At 66.4% G+C, this 25,950-nt stretch carries 5 protein-coding genes; 4 read left to right on the forward strand and 1 reads right to left on the reverse strand.

Annotation, left to right across the window (positions count from 1 at the left end):
* Positions 1-74: 74 nt before the first annotated feature.
* Positions 75-1,451, reverse strand: a complete 1,377-nt coding sequence (gene panF / locus PAN31117_RS21330; protein WP_150739961.1) for a pandorabactin biosynthesis N-hydroxylase PanF — start codon at positions 1,449-1,451, stop codon at positions 75-77.
* A gap of 363 nt (positions 1,452-1,814) precedes the next feature.
* Between panF and panG the strand changes: the two genes are divergently transcribed.
* From panG to PAN31117_RS21350, 4 genes are all read left to right on the forward strand, one after another.
* Positions 1,815-3,515, forward strand: a complete 1,701-nt coding sequence (gene panG / locus PAN31117_RS21335; RefSeq protein WP_150739962.1) for a pandorabactin export ABC transporter PanG — start codon at positions 1,815-1,817, stop codon at positions 3,513-3,515.
* A 79-nt stretch (positions 3,516-3,594) separates the two neighbouring features.
* Entirely contained in the window at positions 3,595-4,569 is a 975-nt protein-coding gene (gene panH, locus PAN31117_RS21340; RefSeq protein ID WP_150739963.1) for a pandorabactin biosynthesis dioxygenase PanH, read from the forward strand.
* A gap of 126 nt (positions 4,570-4,695) precedes the next feature.
* On the forward strand, positions 4,696-17,970 hold the full coding sequence (locus PAN31117_RS21345; protein ID WP_150739964.1) for a non-ribosomal peptide synthetase: 13,275 nt from the start codon (positions 4,696-4,698) through the stop codon (positions 17,968-17,970).
* Positions 17,948-25,897, forward strand: a complete 7,950-nt coding sequence (locus PAN31117_RS21350) for a non-ribosomal peptide synthetase (RefSeq protein ID WP_150739965.1) — start codon at positions 17,948-17,950, stop codon at positions 25,895-25,897. The genes PAN31117_RS21345 and PAN31117_RS21350 overlap by 23 nt, the downstream gene beginning before the upstream one ends.
* Positions 25,898-25,950 lie beyond the last annotated feature (53 nt).

The raw sequence follows: 25,950 nt of genomic DNA on the forward strand, positions 1-25,950 counted from the left end.
CATCCCAGGCAACAATGAAAACGGCACCGCAGCCCAATTCGCTGCCGTGCCGTTTTTGCGTCGAGGGTGCTCGTTCAACCGGCCAGTGCGGCGACGCGCGATGCCTGCGTTGTCTGGGCCGGTGCATCGGCCTGCAAGGGCGCACGTGACAGCAACGACGTTGCGATTTCCGACGAGCGCGTCGCCAGAATCGAGAGCAGCGTGTCTGACAGCCCGTGCGTCGGCTCGCAATAGCCTTGCAGATAGATGCCGGGCTGGAAGGTCGCGCGGGTGCGCAGACGATAGTCGCGCTCGCCTTCGAGGCCGTCGAGCCAAGGTGCGAGGTCGGACAGCAGCGCTTCGTGCGTTCGGCGTTCGTAACCGGTCGCCAGCACTACAACGTCGTAATGCTGCGTCACCGGCCGCCCGGCGATCCGCTCGTGCATGTGCAACGTGATCCGCTCCCCGTCGGCGCTCGCCGCCTGGATTTCGTGGCACGACAGCAAGGCGTGATGGCCGTGTCCGCCCACACGCTGTTGATACAGCACGTCGTAAATGCGCGCGATAAGATCGTCGTCGACCACAGCATAGTTCGTATTGCGAAACTCATCGAGAATCCGTTCGCGTTGCTCCACCGGCTGCGCATAGATGAAGTCGGTGAATTGCGGATCGAAGATTTCGTTGACGAACGGGCTGCTGTCGGCGGGTTTGAGGGCGCGGCCGCGCATAATGAGATCGACCTGCGCCTGCGGCCATTGCTCCGCGAGGTCGAGGAAGATCTCCGCAGCGCTTTGTCCGCCGCCGACGACGGCAACCCGACGCGGTACCGTCTCGCTGAGCGACGCCACGCGGGCCAGATATTGCGACGAATGGAACAAGCGCGCATGAGAATTGCGATGCAGCGGGGTGAACACCGGCGGTACATGAGGCGTGCCACCCGCACCGAGAATCACGTTGCGCGTGCGGCGCGACTGCGTTTCGCCTTGCCCGTCGCGCGAATGAACCTGCAACGCCACGACTTCACCGTGTTCGAGCACCGGTTGGATGCCTGTCACCGTTTCGCCATATGCGCATTGCCCGTGGAAGTGCGATGCGGCCCAACGCAGATAGTCGTTGTACTCGCGCCGGGTCGGATAGTGACTTTGCAGGTTGATGAACGCGGACAGCCGCGCCTTCTCGTGCAGATAGTTGATGAAAGTGAAGCGGCTGCGCGGATTGCGCAGTGTCGCGAGATCCTTGAGATAGGCGATCTGCATACGGCTGTTCGAGAGCAGCATGTTGCCGTGCCAGGTGAACTCGGGCTGCTTCTCCAGAAACAGGAAGCGGGCAGGGCCTAGGCGCTGCCCGCAGTGCTCTTCGAGGGCGATGGCGAGGGCGAGATTGGACGGGCCGAAGCCAACGCCGATCAGATCGTGTGTTACGGAATGAGGGGGAGTGTTGGTCGTCGTGGACGGTTCGGTACTTGCGTGCATGAGGGCCTCGGCAAGGTCATCCGGTGAATTCACCCGGACCCGGGATCGGGGGGAATGCAATACAACGCATCCGCCTCCCAGAAGACGATGAGCTTTTCTATAAATTTACCCCGGCGAAGTTTGGGTAAATGCGACGGGAAAATTTTCGATGTCCTGAATCGTCTTTGAGCGAAGGAGCCATCAGCGGTCGCAAAGGCGGGGTAAGAAACCCCGTCCAGGCGGCCGCAGGTTTCTGTCGGCGACCCGTCGAATTCGTTGGTTCTGGTTCGTCTTTGTTGGTCCTTTCATCGCGATTCGTCTCCCGGCACCCATGAGCACACTGCGGCGTGCGACCGTGGCGGCGGATCACCCGCGGAGAGCGTCGTGTTCCTGTTTCTGTTCCTGTTGCGTGCCTCACGCTGGCTGCTTGCGGCCGCTGTAGTTGCCTCGCTCGCCTGCGGCGTGGCGAACGTCATGCTGATCGCATCGATCAATCGCGCGCTCGGTGCGCCAGTGGCAGAACTGGGCGCGCTGGCGTGGCGCTTCGCCGCGCTGGCCGTGCTGTCCATGCTCGCACAGATGTGCGCCGGTGCGCTCTTCACGCGGTTGGGCCAGCGCACGCTGGCCGAACTGCGTCGGCATGTGTCGCGGATCATCGTCAATGCGCCGCTGCGCGTGGTCGAATCGACGGGCGGTGCGCGCGTGCAGTCGGTGCTGGCTGACGACGCCAATCACGTCGCCAACTTCTTCATCGGTCTGCCGACGCTGGTCATGAACGGCGCGATCGTCATGGGATGCTTCCTGTATCTGGCGATCCTGTCCTGGCCGATCTTCCTGATGGCCTGTGTGGCGATCGGTCTGGGCGCACTGGGTTATCACATCAGCCATACCAAGGTGATCCGGTATCTGCGCACGGCAGGGCAGCGTCAGGACGAGTTGTTCGGGCATTTCCAGACGCTGGCGTCCGGTGCCAAGGAACTGAAACTCAACCGCCGTCGTGCCGACGCCTTCCTCGCGCGCGTGCTCGGCTCAGCCATCGAGGCGGTGCGCGAGAATCGCTCGCGCGGTCTGACGCTGTTCATCTTCTCGGTCAGTTGGGTGCGCTTCCTGTTCTTCGCGCTCATCGGGCTGGTGCTGTTCGTGCTGGTCGGCGCGACGTCGAGCAATGCGCATGTGGCGACGGGCTATGCCATCGTCTTCCTGTACATGGTCACGCCGCTCGAAGCCATGCTCAACAACATTCCGTTGCTGACGATGGCGCGTGTTGCGAGCGAGCGCATCCAGAAGGTGACGGAGTCGATGCGTACCGAGGACGTCACGTCGTCGGAGACGTCGACGACCGGCGCGCCGCTGGTACGGCTGCATGGCATCACGCATAGCTATTACCACGAGCAGCAGGACGAAATCTTCCGTATGGGGCCGATCGATCTGACGTTCCGTCCGGGCGAGATCACCTTCCTGATCGGGGGGAACGGCAGCGGCAAAACGTCGCTGGCCAAGCTGCTCACTGGGCTTTATGTGCCGGAGAGCGGCGAAATCGTGTGGAACGGCCAGTCGGTCGACGTCAAGAATCGTGATCGTTACCGGCAGCTGTTCTCGGCGATCTTCTTCGATTTCCATCTGTTCGAAACGCTGCTGGGCGCGGACGACGCGCAAACCGATCCCGCACGCATCGATGCGTTTGCTGCGCGCTGGCTGGCGCGTCTGCACCTGCAACACAAGGTCAGCGTGACGAATGGTGCGTTTTCGACGCGTGATCTTTCGCAAGGGCAGCGCAAGCGTCTCGCCCTCGTGGCGGCGTGCGTGGAGGATCGACCGTTCCTCGTGTTCGACGAATGGGCGGCCGATCAGGATCCGGTGTTCAAGGAAGTGTTTTATCGGGAAATCCTGCCCGAGTTGAAAGCGCAGGGAAAAACCGTACTGGTGATCTCGCACGACGACCGCTACTTCTCGCTGGCCGACCGGCTGGTGAAGATGGAAAACGGTCAGTTGATCTCGGACGGCGAGCCGGCATCTATCGCATCGGCGCCAGCAAATCCGGTGGTGACGACAGTGAATGTAGAAAAACCACAATCGTCCGCGTAAACCCCTTAAATTGCGGGCACGAGGATCGTCAATGAAAGTGCGGCGCGTGTGGCGCCGCGGTTTCGTTGAGGATCCAACCATGCTCGATACGATGCTCGATGTGCGCGCCCTGCGCACCAATGGCGACCTTCCGATGGTGGTCGAACCGCGCGATGCCGGTGTGCCGATCGAGGCCGCCGCCAGTGCCCTTCACGCGCTGGTGGACGAATATCTCCCGACTCACGGCGGCGTTCTGTTCCGGGGGTTCAAGGTCGATGGCGACGCGTCTTTCCGCGAATTCGCTGCGTCTTTCGGTCATTCGCTGCTGACCTATGAGTTCGGCTCGACGCCGCGCAGCAAAGTGGCGCAAGGCGTCTATACGTCTACCGAATATCCGCCGCACCAGCACATTCCTTTGCACAACGAACAGTCGTACACGCGCGACTGGCCGATGAAGATCTGGTTCTATAGCGTGCTCACGGCGCAGGAAGGCGGTGAGACGCCGATTGCCGACAGCCGCCGCATTTATGCCCGCCTGCCGCAAGACCTGCGCGAGCGCTTCGCGAGCAAGGGGCTGATGTACGTGCGCAACTTCGGTAACGGTTTCGACGTGCCCTGGACGCAGGTCTTCAACACCGAAGATCGCGCGGAAGTCGAAGCGTACTGCCGCGCGCACCGCATTGCCTGCGAGTGGAAAGACGATGGCGAGCTGCGCACGCGGCAGTTGTGTCAGGCCGTTGCGCAACATCCCGTGACGGGCGACTGGGTCTGGTTCAATCAGGCGCACCTGTTCCACATTTCCAATCTCGAATCCGACGTACGTGAGACGTTGCTCGACGTCGTCGGCGAGGAGGATCTGCCGCGCAACGTGTACTACGGCGACGGCAGTCCCATCGAGGAAGACGCGCTCGCGACCATTCGTCACGTGCTGGAAGCGGAGAAGATCAGTTTCCCGTGGCAGAACGGCGATGTGCTGATGCTCGACAACATGCTCGCCGCGCACGCGCGCTCGCCGTTCAAGGGGCCGCGCAAGGTCGTTGTGGCGATGGCGCAGGCGCACGGCGCCGACCGCTGACGGTCCAGTCCCCGGTCTTCGAATCGTCTTCTCTCTGTCATTTACAGCATGTCGCCGCCCGGCGACCCCGTCGGCCACCACGCGCCAGTCTTTGATTCCGCCTCTGCTTCGTGAGTCGCTACCGTCATGAACGACGCTCTCCGCTTGCCCGTCCCCTTCGGTCCCGTCCCGTCGACGGCACCCTCTCAGGGAGCGCCCGGCGCTCCTATCGAACACATCGTCGATCTTCTGCGCGCTCGTGCCCGGCTTGAGCCGGATCGCGAGGCGCTGCGCGCCGTTTCCAGCGACGAGGGCGACGGTCATGCCCTGACCTGTGCCGGGCTCGACGCGCGCGCCCGCGCGGTAGCCGCCACGCTGCAACGTCTCGCCGCCAATGGGAAAGAGGGTGCCTATGGCGAACGTGGATTGCTGCTCATGCCGACGGGACTGGATTACGTAGCGGGCTTCTTCGGCTGCCTGTACGCCGGAGCCATCGCGGTGCCCGCGTTTCCGCCGGAGTCGGCGCGTCCGCAGCATCTGGCGCGCGTGCGCTCGATCCTGCGCGACGCACGTGCACGCTTCGTGCTGACCGACCGTCGGCATCGCGACGCCATGCTCGCGTTCGGCGATGCTGTACCGGAGTTGCGCGGTGTCGAGATCGTGGTGATCGATGAGATCGACGATGCGCTCGCGAACGAGTGGCAGGAGACGACCGTCGCGCCGGACGATCTGGCGTTCCTGCAATACACGTCGGGCTCGACGTCCACGCCGAAGGGCGTGATGGTCAGTCACGCGAATCTGATGGCCAACGAAGCCGCCATCGTCGCCGGGCTGGGCATGACGCGAAACGACACCATGGTGAGCTGGTTGCCGTTGTATCACGACATGGGGTTGATCGGTGGGCTGCTTTCGCCGATTTATCGTGGGGCGCGTCTCGTGCTGATGTCGCCGCAGTTCTTTCTGGAGCGGCCGGTGCGCTGGCTGCGCGCCATCGATACATTCGGCGGCACCGTTAGCGGTGGCCCCGATTTCGCCTATCGCCTGTGTGCGCAACGCATCGACACCGCCACCATCGGCTCGCTGAACCTGAGCGGCTGGCGGCTGGCGTTCTCGGGTTCGGAGCCGGTGCGTCACGATACGCTGGTCGATTTCTGCGAAGCGTTCGCGCCCGCAGGTTTCGATCCGAAGGCGGTTTATCCCTGCTACGGGCTGGCCGAGGCGACGCTGTTCGTCACCGGCGGACAGCGCGGCGACGGCATGACGGCGACCGACTTCGACCGCAGCGCACTGGCGCAACAACGGGCGGAAGCTTCGGGTGATCACAGTGACGACAGCGCGATGCTGGTCGGATGCGGCACGACGCCGCTCGATCACGAAGTGCGTCTGATGACGTGGAACGATTCGCCTGAAGTCGCACCGTCGGCGGTTGCGACGGACGGCGTGGGCGAGATCTGGGTGAGCGGGCCGAGCGTGGCGCAAGGCTACTGGCGCAACGAGCAAGCGAGTGCACGGACCTTCGTGCAGGCGGACGGCAAGCGCTGGCTGCGCACAGGCGACCTCGGCTTTGTGCATGACCATCAGTTGTACATCACTGGCCGTTGCAAGGACGTCATCATCGTCCGTGGCCATAACCTGTATCCACAGGATCTGGAAAAGGCCGTCGAGGCGGACGTCGAGCTCGTGCGCAAGGGCCGCGTGACGGCGTTTGCCGTCGATGTCGATGGCGAGCCGGGTATCGGCATTGCGGCGGAAGTCGGTCGCGGCGTGCAGAAGATGGTGCCGCCGCAGACGCTCGCCGAAGCGATCGCCGTGGCGGTCTCCGACGTCTGCCAGCAAGCGGCGTCGGTCGTGGTGCTGCTCAATCCCGGTGCGCTGCCCAAGACATCGAGTGGCAAGTTGCAGCGCAGTGCCTGTGCGAAGGGCTGGCGCGATGGTTCGCTCGATGCGTGGGCGACATGGCAGAACGGTGCGATTGTCGGGGAAGAGGCAGCAAAGGCGTCATCGAACGACAAGCCCGGCGCAGCGCCGAGGCAGGACGCCACGTTCGACGCCATCGCACAGATCTGGCGCGAGGTGCTGGGGCGTGAACAGGTCCGTGCCGACGATCATTTTTTCCTGTGCGGTGGCAGTTCGTTGCTGGCCATGCAGGTGCTGGCGCGCGTGCATGAGCGTCTTGGCGTGAAGGCGACGCCCGCCTCGTTGTACGAACATGCGCGGCTGGGCGAGTGGGTGCGAGAACTCGCGAAGCTCACGCCTGTCTCGGGCGAGCAAGCCATCGACGCCGGACAGCAAATTCCGCCCGCGACACCGCTCGCGCAGACCCCGGACGCCCGTGTTTTCCGTCAGTCCTTTGCGCAGTCCCGGCTTTGGTTTGTGCATCGGCTCGATCCGGCGAACAGCGCGGCGTATCACGTCGGTGGGCAATTGCTCGTCAAGGGACGTTTCGACGCGAACGCGTTCTCTCGTGCGCTCGAAGTGATCACGGCCCGCCACGATGCCTTGCGCACGACGTTCGACGAGCGTGATGGCGTTGCTGTCCAGATTGTGCACGCGAAGGCCGATGTACCCCTTGTCCGACACGATGTGTCGGGCGATGCGAGCCCCGATGCCGCAGCGTCCCGTCTGACCGATGCGCTCCTCGCTCAGCCGTTTGCTCCGGACACCTCCGCACCGTGGCGCGTGGCGTCGATCCGAATGTCGGGCGAGGCGCATCGAATCGTCTTCGTCCTGCACCATCTGTTGACGGACGCCTGGTCGATGACCTTGCTGATCGACGAACTGGCGCAGGCCTACAGCGGATTCGTCAACGGCGAGACACCGGTGCTGGCCCCGGTGCCAGTCCAGCCCGGCGATCATGCCCATTGGCAGCATGCCCGCATCGATGGTGAGGCGCTCGGCCGTCAACTCGACTGGTGGCAGACGCATCTGCCGGAACCGTCGCCGGTGCTCGCGTTGCCTGTCGACCGTGCGCGTGGCGCGTTGCGCAGCGGCGCGGGGCAAACGCTCGCGTTCGAATTCCCGGCGGGTCTTACGCGTGACGTGCTGACTTACGCGGCACAACGCAAGGCGACACCGTTCATCGTGCTGGCCGCGTCGTTCCAATGGCTGTTGCACCGTTACGCGGGCGAGACGGATATCCGCGTGGGCGTGCCGATTGCGCAGCGAGACGTGGCCGGACTGGAGCGCATGCTCGGCTGCCTCGTCAACACGCAAGTGTGGCGAGCAACGATCGATCCGGCAACCGACTTCGACCGGCTGGTGATGCAGGTGCGCGACGGAGCGCTGGACGCGCAAGCGCACCGCGAAGCCCCGTTCGAGCGCGTAGTGGAGCGCATTGCGCCGCAGCGCAGCCTCGGACAATCGCCGCTGTTTCAGGTGATGTTGAACCATCATGTGGCGAACGCTGCCGCGTTGCGCGGCGCGGCGGGCTGGCCCGCAGGCCTGAACGTGGTCGCACAGCCGCTGACCGGCGGGGCACAGTACGACCTTGCGCTCGACATCGACGAGCTTCACGAGGCGACGACTGGCAACGGCGCAGATCCGCTCGACGGCGTGACGCTGCGCGCCCGTCTCACTTTCCCGACCGATCTGTTCGACGCACCGACCATCGAGCGTCTGGGCGCGGACTGGTGCGCCGGGCTGGCGACGCTGCTCGCACTCCCGACGCAGCCGCTGGCGTCGCTCGACGTTGCCTTTGAAAACGCGCTGGATGGCGGGCATCGCGTTGCGATCGCCGAAGCCTCGTTGCCGTTTCAAAGTGTCTCATCGCTGATCGACGTGCAGGCGCAGCAACAACCGTCCGCCGTCGCGTTGAGGGATGAGGCTGGCACCCTCACGTACGCCGAACTCGAGCGCGCGGCGAACCGCATTGCGCATTGGCTGCTTGGACAGGGCGTTGCGCCGGAGGCGCGCATCGGACTGGCGATGTCGCGTCAGGCGGGCATGATCGCGGGGCTGCTCGGCATCATGAAGGCCGGGTGCGCATTCGTGCCGCTCGATCCGTCTTACCCGGCGCAGCGGCTGGCGCATATCATCGACGACGCGGGCATTTCGCTGGCACTCACTGAAGCCTCGCTGGCCGACGCGCCGTGGCTACCCGCGCGTCGCGCCGTGGTTGCCGATCTCATGGCGGATATCTCGCTGCCCGAAGATTCGCCAGGGGTCTCGCTGCATCCCGATCAACTGGCTTATCTGATTTACACCTCCGGTTCGACCGGCATACCGAAAGGCGTGGCGGTGGCGCATGGTCCGCTGGCCATGCACTGCGTAGCGACCGGCGCGCAATACCGCCTCTCGCCCGGGGTCTGCGAGTTGCACGTGCTCTCGATCAACTTCGACGGCGCGCACGAACGGTGGATGGCGCCGTTGATCTGCGGCGCGTCGTTGTTCATTGCGGACGAACGTCATTGGCCCCCGCAGACGATGGTTGACGCAATGCGTCGTCACGGCGTGACGAATGCCGGTTTCCCGACGGCCTATCTGTGCCGTCTCGCGACGAGCGGTGCAACGGGCGCACCAGCGCTGCGTTTGCTTTCGTTCGGCGGCGAAGCGATGGCGTGGCCTGCGTTGCGCGCGGCGCAGGCGATGTTCCGTCCGGCGCAGACGATCAACGGTTATGGTCCGACCGAGACCGTGATGACGCCGGTCGCCTGGTCCATCGACGGTGCGCTGGATGCGCAACCGGCTGCGCAAATCGCGGGTCAGGCGTATGCGCCCATCGGCGAGCCGGTGGGACGCCGCCGCGCCTGGGTGCTCGATCCGTGGCTCGGCGAAGTGCCGCTTGGCGCGGTGGGCGAACTGTACCTCGGTGGCGAGGGCGTGGCGCGCGGGTATCTCGGACGCGCAGCGCTGACGGCCGAGCGCTTCGTACCGGACCCGCGCGGTGAGCCGGGCGCGCGCATGTATCGCACGGGGGACCGGGTGCGTCGACTCGCCGACGGCACGCTCGTCTATCTCGGTCGTTTCGACCAGCAGGTGAAGGTGCGCGGTTTCCGCATCGAGCCCGGCGAAGTCGAGACGCAATTGCTGCGCGAGCCGGGCGTCGACGACGCGCTGGCGGTCGTCGCGGCGGGGCCTGCGGGTGATCAACTCGTCTCCTACGTCGCAGGCAAGGGACTCGACGGCGAAGCGCTGCGCGTGGCGCTGTCGCGTCGTCTACCGGACTATCTGGTGCCGTCGCTCGTAATCGTGCTGGATACACTGCCAAAGCTGCCCAACGGCAAACGCGACCGGGCGGCGTTGCCCGCGCCGGTCTGGGGCAGCGCAGGCGGACAGGCACCGCAGGGCGAGGCTGAGTGCGCGCTGGCGGCCGTCTGGCAGGATCTGCTGCGCGTGCCGTCGGTGAGCCGCGACGACAACTTCTTCGCGCTGGGCGGCGATTCCATCGTCGCGTTGCAGATGGTTGGACGCGCACGTCAGGCGGGCTGGCAAGTCGGCGCGCAAGACGTCTTCCGTCACCAGACGCTCGCGCGTTTCGCGGCACAAGCGCGGGCGGTCGGTGAAGCGGACGGCGTGACGCGAGCGCCCGAACCGCTCGAAGGTGACGTGCCGCTAACACCCGTGCAGGCGTGGTTCTTCCGTCAGCCCATCGCGCGCCGCGATCACTGGAACCAGTGGGTCGAAGCGACGTTGCCCGAAGGCACGGACATGACGACCCTTCGTGAAGCGCTGGCCACCGTCGTGAAGCATCACGATGCGCTCAGGCTGCGGTTCACCGAGCATGACGACCAATGGCAGGCACGCTACGTCGCGCCACATGCTGCCGACGATCTGCTCTGGCACGTGGCGATGTGCGACGACGCGCAACTGGCCGACGCTCTCGCTCAGGCCCAACGGAGTCTGTCGCTGGCCGACGGTCCGCTGTTGCGTGCGCTGCTGGTGCGTACGGAGGCAGGCGAGTTGCGCTGTTTCCTCGTCGCGCACCATCTGGTGATCGACGGCGTGTCGTGGCGCATCCTGCTGGACGATTTGCACACGGCGCTCGGGAATACGCGAGGGGCGCAGGCGGCGCGGGCATTACCCGCCGTCGGCCAATCGATGCGCGCGTGGGCGCAGCGTTGGCATGACTGGGCGCAAAGCGACGCCGCATCGGCCGCGCTGGAGGTCTGGCAGCAGGCGCTGGCCGGTGCCGTGGATTCGGTGGATGTTGCTAAGCCGACGAACGCAACGCCGGGGGCTGGCGAGATCGAACACACGTGGCCCGCCGACATCGCCGTGCCGCTCGCGCAACTGCGACGTGTGCGAATGCATGAGGCACTGAGTGCTGCCGTCGCGCACACGCTGGGCCAGCGTGTAGGGGCACAGCGTTATGTCGTGCACGTCGAAGGTCATGGGCGCGGCGGCGAAGAGCAGGGCGACCTTTCGCGCACGCTCGGCTGGTTCACGGCGGCGTGGCCGCTCACCATCCCGGTAGGTAGCACGCCCGAAGTCACGCTGGCCGCCGCACGCGAGGCCTGGCGACGCGTGCCGCACGACGGTGCCAGCTACGCCGCGCTGCGTTACCTCGGCACGCCGCATGCCCGTCAGGCGCTCGACGCGCTGCCCGCAGGCCACGTCACGGTCAACTTCCTCGGACGCACCGACACGGATGGCATCGTCGACGGGGGCCTGTCGCACGAGCCCGACGTTGCGCCACCGAACTGGCTGACGCTCGACGTCTGGCAGCGCGGTGACACGCTGCGGCTCGTCTGCCGCTATGATCGTGCGCGCTTCACAGGCGACAACGTTCAGACGCTCGTCGACGAGATCGGTGCGACGCTGCGCGCACTGGCTGAGACGTTGCCGGGTCACGAACCGGTCATCGCGGAAGATTTCCCGTACGCGGGCCTCACGCGCGAACAGCTCGCCGCATTGCCCGCGTCGATGCGGCAGATCGAAGCCGTGGTTCCCGCAACGTCGATGCAGCAAGGCCTGTTGTTCTACTCGCAGCAACAGGGCACCGCCGATCCGTACTTCTATCAGAAGGGCTTCGTGATCGACGGCGCGCTCGACACGAATGCCTTTGCACAGGCATGGCGGGATGCGGTCATGCGTCATGCGGCGTTGCGCACGGCCTTTGTGAGCGACGTCGGCGAACTGCCGCTGCTGCTGGTGCACGGACCCGAGACAGTGGCCACGGCGGTCGACTTGCTGTCGCAGGAAGACTGGTGCGCGTTGAGCGAGACGGAACAACACGCGCGGCTGGACGCCCGTTTCGCGGCCGAGCGCGCTGCAGGTTTCTCGTTCGCTCAGGCGCATCGTCCGCGTCTGGCATTGATTCGCGTTGGCGCGTCGCGTTGGTGGCTGCTCTGGAGCAGCCACCACGTTGCGCTCGACGGCTGGAGCACCGGACTGATTCTGAGCGACGTGATGTCGCGGTATGCCGCACTGGCGAAAGGCACTGCGTCGGCGGATGGCGAGGCTTTGGCCGCACCGTCGTTCGCCGAGTTTGCCGTGTGGCAACGTGAACTGGACGCCTCTGCATCGCGCGCACATTGGCGGCAATTGCTTGACGGCGTGGGCGCGCCGACGCCGCTTCCATTAGCGCGTCAGGCGCGTACGGCGGCGGAGGCAACGGGGCATGGCGAAACTGCATGGACGCTCGCCCCTTCGCAATGGCAGATGTGGTGCGACGCCGCCCGTCGCGTTGGCGTGACCCCGGGCACCTTGTGTCAGGGCGCATGGGCGCTGCTGCTGGCGCGTCATGCCGGATTGCGCGACGTGGTGTTCGGCGTGACGGCGTCGGGCCGCTCTGCGGCCGTGCCGGGCATCGAACGCATGGCGGGTCTGTTCATCAACACGCTGCCGGTGCGCGCCACGTTCGACGCGCGTCGTCCGGTCGCCGACTGGCTGCGCGATCTTCAGACGCAAACGGCGCAGTCGCGTGAGCATGAGCATGTGGCGCTGTCCGCCATCACGCGCGAAGCGCATCGGGACAATGAGCGCGACGGCGAAAGCGCGGAAGGTGCACTGTTCGAGAGCATCGTCGTCTTCGAAAACTATCCGCTCGATGCTGCGCTGCTCGGTCAACGCGACGATGGTCTGCGGCTGGCGCTGCTGGAGCGCGGCACGCAGGCGCGCAACAACTATCCACTGTCGCTGATCGTCGAGCAGCACGACGGCTTGCGTCTCGTTCTGGCGTTCGCCCGTAAGCACTTCGACAACGCCGCCGTGCAAGCACTCGGCGAGCAGTTCGTGGCGTTATTGGGCGCGATGGCGGACAGCCTCGGCACGTCGACAACGCCGCCCAAGCGGTTAGGGCAGATTGGGCTGACGAACGCAGTGCCACAGACTGCCGAGCACGTCGTCTGGTCCTCGCAGGACTTGCTTGACGATTGGCAGGCGCATGTCACCCGTGACGGCGCGGCGCTGGCCGCCGAAGGTGAGGACGCGACCTATCGCCGAGACGAACTCGACGCGCTTGCGAACCGGCTGGCGGCCACGTTGCAGGCGCGGGGGATCGGCCCGGAGGATCGTGTCGCCATCTGTCTGCCGCGCAGCGCGGCGCTGGTTGGCGCGATTCTGGGCGTTTGGAAGGCCGGTGCTGCGTACGTGCCGCTCGACCCCGCGCAACCGGTGGCGCGTCTGCAAAAGCTGGTGAGTGCCAGTGGTGCCAACGCGGTGATCGTCGACGATCAGACACCTGCGATGAAGCACGCCTCGCTGATTCGCTGGCGCGACATCGCAGACGCCAGCACCAACACGAAAGGACCGACGCCGGTCCGCGCCCATCCGGCGCAAGCGGCTTACGTCATCTACACCTCGGGGTCGACGGGCGAGCCGAAGGGCGTCGTCGTCAGTCGTGGGGCGCTGCACAACTACGTGCAGGCGGTGGCGACGCGCCTGCGTGAGCGCGGTCTTGAGACGTCGAGTGAAACCGGCAACGTGGGCGGATTCGCGATGGCGTCGACCGTGGCTGCCGATCTCGGTCACACGACGTTGTTCGGCGCGTTGGCGCTCGGCCGTCCGCTGTATCTCGTACCGCAAGCGTGCGCATTCGATGCGCAGCGCTTTGCCGAGTGGTGTGCGGCGCGTCGGATCGACGTCCTCAAGATCGTGCCGGGGCACCTGAGGGGCCTATTCGATGCGGCGGGCGCGGCGGTGTTGCCGCGCGCGGTGCTCGTGACGGGGGGCGAATCGTTGGACCCGTCTTTCGTCGCACATATCCACACGGCGCGTCCGGGGCTGGCGATCCTCAACCATTACGGACCGACGGAGACGACTGTCGGGGCACTGACGCATGTCGTCGGCACCGTTGCGGAGTTGCCTGTGCCTGTCGGTCGTCCGCTGGCGAACCTGCACGCGCATGTCCTTGATGCGGACCTGAACCCGTTGCCGTCGGGTGTGGCCGGTGAGCTTTATCTGGGCGGCGCAGGGTTAGCCCGGGGGTATCTCGGCGCACCCGCGCAGACGGCCGAGCGTTTCGTGCCCGACCCGTGGCGCGCAGGTGCACGGCTGTATCGCACCGGCGACCGTGCGGTGCAGCGCGCCGACGGTGCCGTCGTCTACCTCGGCCGGATGGACGATCAGGTCAAGATCCGCGGCTATCGCGTGGAACCGGCGGAAGTGGCACAGGCGATGCGTCGCGTGCCCGGCGTGATCGATGCCGTGGTCGTTGCCCGTCACGACGGGCCGGGCGGCGCATGGTTGCATGGCGTCTTTACGGGCGACGCGACGGTCGATGCTGTGCGCACCACGCTGACCGAGGCGCTGCCGTTCGCGTGGATCCCGGCACGATTCGACGGAGTCGACAAACTGCCGCTGACTGCAAACGGGAAGGTGGATCGTCGCGCCTTGTTGGCGTTGACCGAGCGCGTCGACGCCACAAAGGAATGCGCGGGCGCGGCGTCGGTGGAATTGCCGCACGACGGCGCAGAAGCCGACATCGCAGCCATCTGGTGCCAGGTGCTCAAGCGTGAGCAGGTCGGCCGTCACGATGCGTTCTTCGACATCGGCGGCGACTCGATTCTCGCGTTGCAGGTGATTGCGCGACTGCGCAAGCGTGGCATCAAGGTAGGGCCGCAGCATCTGGCGTCGCATCCGACGGTGGCGCAATTGGCGACACTGGAAGCGCCTGCCGAAGCGAAGTCCGCGCAAACGCCACCGGCCGTCACCGGGCCGACGCGTGGGGACGACCATCGCAGCACGTTCCCGCTGTCGTCGTCGCAGATGCGTGTGTGGCTGGAGACGCAAATGGCACCGCGCGCGGGGGCATATCACATCGCCGGTGCGTTGCGTCTGGATGGACCGTTGCAAGCCGACGCGCTTGAGCGCGCCTTGCAGACGCTGTCGGACTGGCACGACGTGTTGCGCACGACCGTTGCGGTGAATGCCGCCGAGGGTGGCGCACCGGAGCAACGCGTACATGCCGTGCTGCCGGTCGCGTTCACGCACGACGCCGTTGCGTCCGGGACGTCCGGCGACGTTGCCAGCGCGGCTGTGCAAGCGTGTCTTGATGCGCTGACGCTTGCGCCGTTCGATCTGGCCAACGGGCCGCTCTGGCGCGTCCATCTCATGCAGATCAGCAACCAGTCGCACGTGCTGATGCTGGTCATGCATCACCTGATCTCGGACGGCTGGTCGATGAACCTGCTGGTCGCCGATCTGGCGCGCGCCTATCGTGCGCATGCGGGTGGTACTCAGCCGGTGCGCGACGCGTCGGCTTCATCGCTGCGTTATGGGGATTACGCCGTATGGCAGCGCGAACAACTGGCCGGTCCCGCGCAAGCCGCGCAGCTCGCCTACTGGCGTCAGCAGCTTGGCACGACGCATCCGGAGCTGGCTTTGCCGTTCGACCGGGTACGCCCCGTCGTTCGTGACGGCACGGGGGCCAGCATCGACCTCACGATGCCGCCGGGCTTGCCTGCGCGACTCGACCGTTTCGCGCGTGAGCACGGTGTCACCCGTTTCATGGTCATGGCCGCCGCCTTCCATCTGCTGATGCATCGCGTCACCGGCGAGGGCGACGTGCGTACCGGGATGCCCGTGGCCGGGCGCGCGCACGAAGCCGTCGAAGCGGTGGTGGGCTTCTTCGTCAACACGCAGGTGCTGCGCTCGCAGATCGAATCGCCGACGACGTTTGCCACGCTCGTCACGCAGGTGCGAGACCAACTGCTGGGGGCGCAACAGCATGCCGACGTCCCGTTCGAGCGGTTGGTGGAACACCTCGCGCCGGTGCGCAGCGTGTCACGGCACCCGTTGTTCCAGGTGTCCATCAATCATCAGAAGCGCGCCTTCGCACCGCTGAGCGATCTGGCCGGTGTGACGATGCGGGCCATCGAGCGGCGTGCACATCATGCGCAGGTCGACCTCGCGCTCGATACGGAGGAGGACGAAGCGGGCGCACTGCGCGGCTGGCTGACGTACGCCTGTGACGTGTTCGACGCGCCGACCGTGCGCCGCCTTGGTGAGCAGTGGCTGACGCTGCTTGACGTTGCCATGACGCAGGCAGCGATACCCGTCGCGCGGCTTGCGATGAAGACGAGCGATGCGGCGGGGCAGAGCGACAGTCGCAGGCGGGTGAGCGTTGCCGTGCCGCTGCCCGTGCATGCCGTGATTGACGCGCAGGCCGCGGTACGGAGTGACGCGATTGCCGTGTGCGACGCCAACACCCGCGTCTCGTATGCGGACCTCGTGACCCGCGCGAACCGAATCGCGCATGCGCTCATTCGTGCGGGCGTCGCGCCCGAGGCGCGTGTCGGTCTCGCCATGTCGCGCAGCACGGACCTGATCGTCGCAATGCTGGGAATTCTGAAGGCGGGCGCGGCGTATGTGCCGCTCGATCCGGCGTATCCGGCCGAGCGCCTGAGCTACATGGTGGAAGACGCTGGGGTCACGCACGCGATCACTCAGGCGTCGCTGGCTGGGGCGCCGTGGCTGCCGGGCGAGGCGATGACACTCGAATCGATGCTCGCCGACGCCACGCTACCGGACCATGCCCCGGCGCGCGACGTCCACGTCGATCAGCTGGCTTACGTGATCTACACATCCGGGTCGACCGGGCGTCCGAAGGGCGCGCAACTGACGCATCGCAACCTGATGCGATTGCTCACGGGCACGTCGCAGGACTTCGCGTTCGACGCAAACGACGTCTGGACGATGTTCCATTCGTACGCCTTCGACTTCTCGGTATGGGAAATCTTCGGTGCGCTCGCGCACGGCGCGCGGCTCGTGGTCGTGTCGCAGGACACGGCGCGTGATCCTGCGGCAATGTGGACGCTCGTCGCCAGCGAAGGTGTGACGGTGCTCAACCAGACGCCCTCAGCGTTCTATCAATGGCTCGGCGCGATGCCGTCGGACGCGACGTCGACGACGCTGCGCCACATCGTCTTCGGCGGCGAAGCGCTCACGCCCGCGCGACTCGCTGCGTGGTGGCTGCGTTTTGGTGAGGCTACACGTCTGACCAATATGTACGGCATCACGGAGACGACGGTGCACGTCAGCCAGCATGTGCTGCATCGGGACTGCACGGTGGGTTCGGCGGGTTCACCCATCGGCGAGCCGATTGCCGACCTCGACTGGCGTGTGCTGGACGAGGGTCTCAACGAGGTGCCACCGGGTGTTGCAGGCGATCTGTATGTGTGCGGCGAAGGGCTGGCGCGTGGGTATCTGGGACAGGCGGGCCTCACAGCCGAGCGTTTCGTGCCGGACCCGAAGGGCGCACCGGGCGAGCGCATGTATCGCAGCGGCGACCGCGCGCGTCGGCTGGCGGACGGCACGCTCGATTACCTTGGCCGGGGCGACGCACAGGTCAAGCTGCGAGGCTTCCGCATCGAACTGGGCGAAATCGAGTCGCAACTGCTGCGTCATGAAGACGTGACGGACGCTGCCGTCCTCGTTCGGGACGACGGCGCGGGCGAGCAACTCGTGGCGTACGTGGTGTCGCCTCCGGATCGTGCCACTGACGTCGATACCGCCGCGCTATGGTCGCGTCTGCGCACCCATCTGGGCGGCGAGTTGCCCGCTTACATGGTGCCGGGCCAGTGGCTGCGTCTGGATGCTTTGCCGCTCACCCCGAACGGCAAACTCGACCGGCGCGCGTTGCCGGTGCCCGAAGCCGCAGGTGCGGTGCAGTTCGAAACGCCGCGCGACGGCATAGAAGCGCGCATCGCTTCGATCTGGCAGGACGTGCTGGGCGTGCCGCGTGTGGGGCGCCACGACGACTTCTTCGCCCTTGGCGGTCACTCGTTGCTGGCAACGCAGGTGGCGTCACGGCTGCGCGATGCGTTGTCGCTCGACGTCCCGCTGCGCACCCTCTTCGAAGCGAGCCGACTGACGGCACTGGCGCAAGCGCTCGACGCGCTGGCGGGCACATCCCCCACCCGCCCGGAGGTCGCCGACGACGACCTGCAAGCCGCCCTGCGCGAAATGGAATCCCTTTCCCCCGAGGCGCTGCAAGCGCTGCTCGGGCCGGAGGCTACTCATGGGCAAACTAAGCATGGCTGATACGAAAGACGACATTCAAACGACGCTCGCCCGTCTGGCCCCGACGCAACGGCAGGCGATGATCGCGTTGCTCGAACGCAAGGGCGTCGACGTGCGCGAGCACTTGCCGCTCGACGGCTGGGTGTCCCGCGCGCAAGGACAGGACGGTGAGCGCGCCGCCGCCTCGTTCGCTCAGCAACGCATGTGGACGCTGTTGCAACTCGACGAGCGCCACGACACCTATCACATCACGGGCGCGGTACAGCTCGATGGCGATCTGGATGCGGCGGCGCTGGCGCAAGCCTTCGCCGCTGCGGTGGCACGTCACGCCGCGCTGCGCACGACGTTCGACGTCTCAGATGGCAAGCTCATGCAGCACGTGCATGCCCGCGTCGATGTGCCGCTGGAGATCTTGCCGCTGGGCGCAGGGGCCATCGAGCTCGACGTGCGCGACGCGGTGGCGGACGTCAACCGCCGCGCCTTCGATCTGGCGCTCGGCCCGCTGGTGCGCACGACGTTGCTGCGTGTGACGCCAACGCGTCATGTGCTGGTGCTGACGATGCACCACCTGATCTCCGACGGCGGCTCGCTGGACGTGCTTATCGGCGAGATCGCCCGCGACTACGCCATCGTGCGCAATGGACAGACGCCCGCGACGCAGACGCTCGGCCCGACCTACGGCGATTACGCCATCTGGCAACGATTGCGGCTGGGCGGCGAAGCGCTGACCGGGCAACTGGACTATTGGGCGACGCAGCTTGCCGATGCCGACGACTTGCTGGCGCTGCCGCTCGACCGTCATCGTCCGGCGCAGCGCGATGCCGAAGGCGGGCGCGTTGCGTTCACGCTACCAGCGCCCTTGACGGAGCGTGTTCGCGCCCTGGCGCGTGACGCCCGCACCACGCCGTTCGCTGTTCTGCTGGCGTCGTTTCAGGCGCTGCTGGCGCGCTACGCGGCGGGCCAGAGCGACGAGGAAACGGATGCCTCCACCGTCGATGTGCGTGTCGGTGTGCCGGTGAGTCATCGCAGCCGCACGGCGCTGGAGCGCGTGGTCGGGTGTTTCGTCAACACCGTGGTCGTGCGTGCGCGCGTCGATCTGTCGGCGGGGTTCGACGCCTTGCTCGCGCAGGTGCGCGACACGCTGCTCGATGCACAGCGTCATGCGGATGTGCCGTTCGAACAGGTGGTCGAGCGCCTTGCCCCCGCGCGCAGCCTGAGCCATAGCCCGCTGTTTCAGGTGATGGTGAACCATCAGCGGCGTCATGCCGCGTCGGCGTTGCAGTTGCCGGGCGTCACCGCGACGGTGCTCGACGGCGAGACCACGCAGGCAAAGTTCGACCTCGATCTGGGCATCGTGGAGTCGCCCGACGGTACGCTCGGCGGCGGGTTGGGCTACGCCTGCGACGTTATCTCGTCGCAAACGGCGCAGCGCATCTGCACGCACTGGCAGACGTTGCTCACCGCGCTCGTCTCGCAAACGGGGGCGCCGTTGCAGGACCTGCCGCTCGCCGGTGCAGACGAACTGAGTGCGATTCGACGTTGGGGCAGTCCCGCAAACGACGATGGCGCGGGAACGAATGACACGCGCCTGCTGCCGGACATGATCGCGGATCATGCGGCACGTTGCCCGGACGCTGTCGCCGTCGAATGCGATGGCGATGTGCTGACGTACGGTGAACTGCTGCGACGCGCGGATACGCTGGCGGTGCGCTTGCTTACGCATGGGTTGACGTCGGAGGCGCGTGTCGGGGTGTGGTTGCCGCGCTCGACGGACGTGTTCGTCGCGATGCTCGCGGCGCTGCGCGCAGGCGGCGCTTACGTTCCGCTCGACGTCGACCATCCTGCCGAGCGCGTGGCCGAGTTGTGCGCCGATGCGGGCATTGCGCTGGTGATCACCGACACGCAGGGGCTCGCACGTGTGCCGCCGGATGTGGCGGCGCTGAACATTGCCGGGGCCGACTCGTCTGCTACGACGGCGGTGTTGCCTGCGCTGCATCCCGCACAACTGGCCTATGTGATATTCACTTCCGGCTCGACCGGGCGGCCGAAGGGCGTTGCCGTCTCGCACGGTCCGATTGCGATGCATTGCCTCGCTATCGCCAGGTTATTCGGCATGACGCAGGACTTCCGCGAACTGCACGTGGCATCGCTCTCGTTCGACGGTGCGCACGAGCGCTGGCTGACGCTGCTCTCGCAGGGCGCATGCGTGGTGCTGCGCGGCCCGCGTCAATGGACACCGGAGGAAATCTGCGAGCAGATCGTGCGCCGCCGCGTGACCAATGCCGGGCTGCCGACAGCGCTCTTACGACACGTGGCGCAATGGGTGGAAGCGCATCCGGACGCCGTGCCGCCGGGCCTGATCTATTCGTGCGGCGGCGAAGCGCTCTCCCGAGACACGCTGGCGCTCGTCATGCGCACGCTGCAACCGGTGCGACTGCTTAACGGTTACGGGCCGACGGAGACGGTCGTGACGCCCGTGAACTGGACGGTCCACGCGGGCATGCAGAGCCCGACGCCATACGCGCCCATCGGCTCGCTCGTCGGCGAGCGTCGCGCGTATGTGCTGGACAAGCGTCTGCAACCGGTCCCGGTCGGTGTGTCGGGTGAGCTGTATCTCGGTGGCGCGGGCGTGGCGCGGGGGTATCTCGCGCGTCCCGGGCAGAGCGCCGAGCGGTTCGTGCCCGACCCGTGGGGCAGACCCGGCACGCGGATGTATCGCACCGGCGACCGTGTCCGCTGGCTGGACGACGGTACGCTGGAGTACCTCGGCCGTCGCGATCAGCAACTCAAGGTGCGCGGTTTTCGCATCGAACCGGGCGAAGTCGAGGCGCAATTGCTGGCGGAGACGGGCGTGCGGGAAGCCGTCGTCGGCACGGCGCAGGGACCGGCGGGGGTGCAACTCGTCGCGCACGTGAGCGCGACGCCGCCGGACGGCGTCGACGCGGCGGGCTTCGGCGAGCAGTTGCGACAAGCGCTTGCCGCGCGTCTGCCAGCGTATCTCGTGCCTGCACAGATTCTGGTGCTCGACGCGCTGCCTAAGCTCGTCAACGGCAAGCTCGACCGCAAGCGTCTGCCTGAGCCTGTATGGCAGAGCGCGAGCGCGGAAGCGCCCCGCGCCGGGGCCGAAGCGGATCTCGCAGCGATCTGGACGCAATTGCTCGGGACGGCGCAAGTCGGCCGGGCCGACAACTTCTTCTCACTCGGTGGCGACTCGATCATCGCATTGCAATTGGTGAGCCGGGCGCGCGCGGCGGACTGGCGCATCACGGTGCGCGACGTGTTCCGTCATCAGACGCTCGCAGAACTGGCCGCTGTGGCGACGCCAGCGCAGACGAGTGCGGGTGCTGTAGCGCAGACTGCCACTGGCGAAGCGAGCGAGATCCCCTTGCTGCCGATCCAGTCGTGGTTCTTCGGCGAGCCGGTCGCTCAGCGCGACCATTGGAATCAGTGGGTGCAGGTGGACGTACGCGACGCGGGACGTCCGCTTGATGGCGACACACTGTGCGAGGCGTTGCAGGCCGTGGCCGAGCATCACGAAGCCCTGAAAATGCGCTACGTCCAGAACGACGACGGCTGGCAACAACAGCGCGCTTCGTCCGGCGCATCGCTCGTCGCACTGGACATCGTGGACGCCGCCGACGAAGTGCAGGCACTTGCCGCAGCGGAGCGTGCACAACGTGGTCTGTCGCTGGCAAACGGCCCGTTGCTGCGCGCGGTGCTCGTCAATCTGACGGGGGGACGTCAGCGTCTGCTGCTCGTCTGCCATCACATTGCCGTCGACGGTGTGTCGTGGCGCGTGCTGCTGGGCGATTTGCAGCGAGCGCTTGCACAGAGCGAAGCAGGGCAACCCGTCACGCTGGCGGACAACGGCACGTCGTACGGCGCTTGGGCGACCTACTGGCGCGATTGGGCGTCGTCGTCCGAGGCTGAGCAGGAAGCGACATTCTGGACGGACGCACTACAAGGCGCGCACAACACGCTGCCCATCGACGCTACGCCCGCCGAGGGCGACCGTCAGGCAGATGCAGCGGAAGTCACCGTGGCGCTCGACGCGTCCGCCACCCGCCGGTTGCTCGATGCGGCGAACGACCGCGCACGTCTGCCTGAGCTGCTCGTTGCCGCGCTCGCGCAGGCCGTAGGCGAATGGACTGGGGCAGGACGCGTGGCCTTGTGCGTCGAAGGCCACGGCCGCGACGACGTGCCGGGCACAGAGGCCTTCGATCTGACCCGCACGCTTGGCTGGTTCACGTCGGTCTATCCGCTGGCGGTCGACGTTTCGGCATCGCCGCGCGAAACGCTGTTCGCGCTCAAGCGTATGTGGCGTGCTGTGCCACGTGCCGGGTTGGGATTCGGTGCGTTGCGGTATCAGGGCAGTGACGCGGTACGCGAAGCGATGGCCGCGTTGCCGCGGGGACGCATCACGTTCAACTACCTCGGCCGCGTCGACGCGGGCTTCGGCGAAGGGCGGTTCGCGCCGAGCGACGCGTCCGCAGGGGCCGCACGCGACGCCTGCGCACCGCTGGGCAACTGGCTGTCCGTCGACGGAGCGATTGCCAACGGCTGCCTACGTCTTTACTGGCGCTTCTCGCGCAAGCGTTTCCACGAGGCAACAATTGCCGCTGTGGCAGCGCGCATGCAAACGGCGCTGGGCACGCTCGTCGAGTCCAGCGTCAACGCACAGGTCACAAGTGCGGCCGACTTCCCGCTGGCGGGCCTGACCGAAGCCGCGCTGGCCGATCTGCCGGTGTCCGCCGCTGATCTCGAAGACGCGTATCCGCTCTCTCCCATGCAGCAGGGGATGGTGTTTCATGCGCGTCTTGCGCCGGACAGCGCGTCGTACATCAACCAGCTTCAGATCCGTCTCGAAGGATTGCAGGCCGACGCGTTTGCCGCCGCATGGCAGGCCGCCGTCAAACGTCACCCGATCCTGCGCACGAGCTTCGTGTGGCGAGACGGCGCGCCGCCGCTGCAACTCGTGCATCGAGAGGTGCCGCAAGCGTTGCGCCTGCTCGACTGGCGCGAACGTGTTGCTCAGCAGGGCGCGGGTGTGCTGACGGAACTGGCGCAGCAGGAACGCGCACAGGGCTTCGACCTTGGCGTCGCGCCGTTGCAGCGTGTGGCGCTCGTGCGTGTCGACGACGACGCGTGGCAACTGATCTGGACGCTGCATCACGTGCTGCTCGACGGCTGGAGCAGCGCACAACTGATCGGCGAGATCCTTCAAGCGTATCTGTCCGGCACACCGGCGGTGGAAGGCACAGCGCCGCGTTTTCGCGACTATATCGCGTGGCTCGAGGAACACGCGCCGCAGGACGGCGAATCGTTCTGGCGCGAGCGACTGGCCGCCTTCGAATCGCCCACGCAATTGCACGAGACCGTGCTGCGTACGACAGCCCCGGCACACGGCCACGGTGAACGCACGTTCCGGGTCGACGCAACGAGCGCACAGGCATGGCAGCGCGCTGCGCGCAGCCGCCGTCTGACCGTCAACACGCTGGTGCAAGGCGCGTGGACGCTGCTGCTCCAGCGTTACACGGGCAAGCGCGACGTGTGCTTCGGCGTGACCGTCTCCGGTCGTCCGGCGGAGCTGCCGGCAGCCGAGCGCATGATGGGACTCTTCATCAACACGTTGCCGGTGGTGCAAGGTCCGTCGCCGTCGGAAGGACTCGACGACTGGCTGCACCGTTTGCAGGAAGACAACCTGGCGCTGCGCGAGGCCGAGAGCACGCCGCTCTACGACATTCAGCGCTGGGTCGGCTGGCCGGGTCAGGCACTGTTCGACTCGCTGATCGTCTTCGAGAACTATCCGGTGGATCGCGCACTTCGGGCGCAGGGCGCACAGACGCTGCGCTTCGGCGACATCGTGAACGTGGAGTCTACGCACTACCCGCTCACGATCGGCATCGCGTCCGGCGAGACTATCGACGTGCGCATGAGCTACGACCGCCAGTATTTCGACGACGGTGCAGTGGAACGTCTGTGGACGCAATTGCACGACCTGCTGGCGCAGTTGTGTGCGTCGCAGACATCGGGCGCATTGCGCGTTGCGGATATTGTCTTGCACGACGCCGACACCGCGTGGCCGACGCAGCGCGGACCGCGCCGGACGTTCGATGTCACGACGACCGTCGACCGGACGATTGCCGCCTTCGCGAGCTCGCAACCAGATGCCATCGCCGTCACCGATGGCGAGCACTCGCTGACCTACGCGGAACTCGACGCGCAGGCGAACCGTGTGGCGCACGCGCTGCTGCGCCGGGGTGTGGTGGCTGAGGACCGTGTCGGCATTGCGCTGACGCGTCGCGTCGAACTGATCGTCGCCATTCTCGGGGTGCTCAAGGCGGGCGCGGCCTACGTGCCGCTCGATCCCGCGTATCCGGATGAGCGCCTCGGCTATGTCGTGCAGGACGCCGACATCAAGGTCGTGGTGACGGACGCCGCGCTCGGCGCACCCGTGTGGTTGCCGAAGGACAGCGTGAGCATCGATGCGCTGTCGCGCGATGTGACGCTGCCGACCACGTCCCCCGAAGTGCGTATTCACGTCGACCAATTGGCGTATGTGATCTACACGTCCGGTTCGACGGGCAGGCCGAAGGGTGTTCAGGTCGCGCATCGTCAGTTGATGCGTCTGCTGCATTCGACGGAGGACTGGTTCGGTTTCGGTCCGGACGACGTCTGGACGATGTTCCACTCGTATGCGTTCGACGTATCGGTGTGGGAAATCTTCGGCGCGTTGTCGCATGGCGGGCGGCTGGTCGTTGTGCCGTATTACACGAGCCGCGAACCGCAGGCGCTGTGGGCGATGATCGAGCAGCAACGGGTGACGGTGCTGTGTCAGACACCGTCCGCGTTCTACCAGATTCTTGCGGCCTTACCGACAGACGCTTCACAGACCACGCTGCGCCACATCGTGCTCGCGGGCGAAGCGCTCACACCGCGCCGGCTTGCGCCGTGGTGGTCGCACTTTGGCACGCAAACCCGCGTCATCAACATGTACGGGCCGACAGAGACGACCGTCTATGTGAGCTACGGCGTTGTGACACCGGAGGCGGCCGAGGCCGGTATCGGTCAGTCGCCGATTGGCGAGGCACTGCCGGATATCGGATGGCGCGTGCTCGACGCGTCGCTTGCAGAAGTGCCGATGGGCGTGCCGGGCGATCTGTATGTCGGTGGCGATGGGTTGGCGCGCGGCTATCTGGGACGTCCGGCGCTGAGCGCCGAGCGCTTCGTCCCCGATCCGTGGGGGCCTGCCGGTGCGCGCATGTATCAGACGGGCGACCGTGTGCGACGTCTGCCGGACGGCACGCTCGATTACCTCGGGCGTGGCGATCAGCAGGTCAAGTTGCGGGGCTTTCGCATCGAGCCGGGCGAGATCGAGGCGCAGTTGCTGGCGCACGCGGAGGTCAGCGATGCCACCGTGCTGGTGCGAGGTGAGGGTGCCGACGAACAACTGGTGGCGTACGTCGTCTCCAGTGCCGATGACGACGCGCTGTGGGAGCGTCTGCGCGAGCATCTCGCCACGCGCGTGCCGGTGTTCATGATGCCGGGCCATTGGCTGCGCCTGGACGCGTTGCCGCTCACACCGAACGGCAAGCTTGACCGTCGTGCGCTGCCTGCACCGCAGGCGGCTGCCGCGCGGTTTGTCCCGCCGGAAGTTGGTGTGGAGACGGATGTCGCTCAGGTCTGGCAGGCAGTGCTCGGTGTCGAGCGCGTGGGGCGTCACGACAACTTTTTCGCACTGGGCGGCCACTCGCTGCTGGCGACGCAGATGGTGGCGCGCCTGCAAGCGGCGTCGGGGCGCCCGGTCGCGTTGCGTCAGTTGTTCGAGACGCCGGTGCTGTCGGACTTCTGCGCCGCATGGGCGGCTGCCGCGCCTGCCGCGCTCGATGTGCAGACGCGCAACGCGCTGGACGATCTGCTCGGCGATCTGGAGGCCGACGCAGCTTGAAGGGCTAAGGCTTGGCGTCGCGCATGCTCGCTTGCCGAGTCATGTGCAACGCG

Source organism: Pandoraea anapnoica (genome assembly GCF_902459765.1).
Classification (GTDB): domain Bacteria; phylum Pseudomonadota; class Gammaproteobacteria; order Burkholderiales; family Burkholderiaceae; genus Pandoraea; species Pandoraea anapnoica.